This is a genomic window from Streptomyces rugosispiralis, assembly GCF_024505145.1.
GTDB lineage: Bacteria > Actinomycetota > Actinomycetes > Streptomycetales > Streptomycetaceae > Streptomyces > Streptomyces rugosispiralis.
This window is the reverse complement of sequence record NZ_JANIAA010000138.1, coordinates 1-2,465: the sequence shown is the minus strand read 5'-3', so window position 1 is coordinate 2,465 and position 2,465 is coordinate 1. Positions and strand designations below refer to the sequence as shown.

Sequence of the window (2,465 nt, the reverse complement as noted above, 5' to 3'; positions counted from 1 at the left end):
GTGCGCCATGAGGCGCTTTGTTGTATCCCCGGTTCAGCCGGGAGGAACTGAAGGGAGGTTCCTGGGTCTGATGGCTTACCTGGATCCGAAAGGTGAAGGGGACAGCAGCATGCCAGGAAATCAGTGCTCGTGTTCACGTGTGGAAGCGAGGCATTGAGGGACCCGCGCGATATGGCGAAAGCCTTACTGCCTGAATCCCAATCTCCAAAAGATGAAATGGCACGCATCCGCCGGAAATTCACACGTGACACCGGCGCCGCACCCTGTGGTGGAGTGACTGCGTATCCATCACACCCTTCGGGTCGCGGAATGATTCCCAGTGAGGGAATTCAAGGAGATGAGTGGGACGCCTAAGTCGCGCTAGATACGTACAACAGAGACGAACATGGGATCACCTAAAGGGCGCGAGCCCCAAGGTGACGGAGGCCCCGTAGTAGTCGCAGGAGCAGCGACCTGCCAAGGAGGACGGGAAAGCCGTCCACAGGGCGAAGGGGGCCAGGTGATCGGACATCACGATGCTGGGAGGTATGCGTAATGCAGAACGCCGGAGCGGTGCTTGATGTCCTGCGTGAACGCGGCAGGCGCAGCTTGCCGTGCAATGAGCTGTACCGACAGTTGTTCAACCCGAATCTGTATCTGCTGGCCTACGGGCGCATCTATGCCAACCACGGCGCGATGACCCCCGGGGCCTGCGGGGAAACCGCGGACGGCATGTCCGAAGCCAAGATCGGACACATCATCGAAGCCATGCGCCAAGAGCGCTACCGCTTCCGCCCGGTGCGGCGTGTCCACATTCCGAAATCCAAGGGAAAGACACGGCCGCTCGGTCTGCCGTCCTGGTCGGACAAACTCGTGGGTGAAGTGATCCGTCTCCTCCTGGAAGCGTATTACGAACCACGGTTCTCCGGCCGCTCCCACGGTTTCCGTCCCGGCCTGGGATGTCACACGGCATTGTCCGAGGTGACGCACAACTGGACCGGGACAACCTGGTTCGTCGAAGGAGACATCTCCGATTGCTTCGGCTCGCTCGACCATGAGGTCCTGCTTACCGTCCTGTCGGAGAAGATCCACGACAACCGGTTCCTCCGCCTCATCCGACAGATGCTGAAGGCGGGATACCTTGAGGACTGGCAATGGCATGCCACCTTGTCGGGATCCCCGCAAGGCGGCATCCTCTCTCCTCTTCTGTCCAACATCTACATGGACCGGCTGGACACATTCGTAGAGACAGTTCTCATACCGGAATACACCCGAGGAGCAACCCGTCGGAAGAACCCGGCTTACAAGGAGCTGGAGAACGCGATCTGGGCTGCCCGGCAGCGACTCGCAAGAAGGAAGGAGACCACCGAGTCCGCTCAAGTCCGCGAATGGCGCAAGGAGTTACGCCGCCACCCGGCCGGGGATCCACACGATCCCGGCTACCGGCGGCTGCGCTACATCCGCTACGCGGACGACCACCTCCTCGGGTTCATCGGACCCAAGGCCGAAGCCGAGATCATCAAACAGCGCCTGACCACATTCCTGCACGACGACCTCAAGCTGGAACTCAACCAGGATAAAACGCTGATCACCCACGGCCGTACCCAGGCGGCCCGCTTCCTCGGCTACGAGATCACCGTCCAGCACGCCGACGAAAAAGTCTCCCGGGGCGGCCGCGTCAATCGCGGTATGCGCTCCATCAACGGGAAGATCCAACTCCGCGTGCCCAAAGACGTGATCAAGGCCAAATGCGCCCCATTCCTCCGGCGCGGCAAACCTGAGCACTTGCCACAGCTGACGAGCAGCACACCCTTTGACATCGTCGGCATCTACGGAGCGCAGTACCGGGGCATCGTTCAGTACTACCTGCTGGCCGGCGATGTGTGGAAACTCGACCGGCTCAAGGGGGTCATGCTGACCTCCATGCTCAAAACCCTGGCCGCCAGGCATCGGTCGCGGGTGACCGCGATGGCCAACAAATACAAAACGGTCATCCGGACACCTGCCGGACCACGCAGATGCTTTGAGGCCAGGATCGCACGCGAGGGCAGGAAACCGCTGATCGCACGGTTCGGTGGTATTCCCCTGATCCGGCAACGGAAGGCCGTAATCGACGACCTCCCGCCCACCCAGTTCACTCCCCGCAGCCGCCCGCGCGGAAGCCAGCTCATCGACCGGCTCCGCAGGGGATGGTGCGAACTCTGCGACAAGCGAACCGAGGTGCAAGTACACCAAGTCCGCCACCTCGCAGAACTCCAAGCGCGGAAGGAACAGCCCGCGTGGATGCAACTGATGGTCAAAAAGCGGCGCAGAACCCTCGTGGTCTGCCCACCTTGCCATGGAGATATCCACACATAGTCCGGACCAGGATCACGCAGTAGTCACTGGAGAGCCCGCTGCACCGAAAGGGTGCACGGCGGGTTCGGGCCGGGGGCCACTGGAAAAGGGTCCGCACAGCGGAAACCTCGCCAGTGGCCTACCGGTAC

1 protein-coding gene is annotated in these 2,465 nt (G+C 61.5%); it reads left to right on the top strand.

The window, feature by feature from the left end:
* Positions 1–534 precede the first annotated feature (534 nt).
* Positions 535–2,337 (top strand): reverse transcriptase/maturase family protein, encoded by a 1,803-nt coding sequence (locus NP777_RS46690; RefSeq protein ID WP_256656289.1) that lies wholly within the window; start codon positions 535–537, stop codon positions 2,335–2,337.
* The last annotated feature ends 128 nt before the right edge of the window (positions 2,338–2,465 follow it).

What these genes read in the sequence shown, in the direction of transcription:
- NP777_RS46690 (WP_256656289.1), top strand. Translation starts at nt 535, where the DNA reads ATGCAGAACGCCGGAGCGGTGCTTGATGTCCTGCGTGAACGCGGCAGG.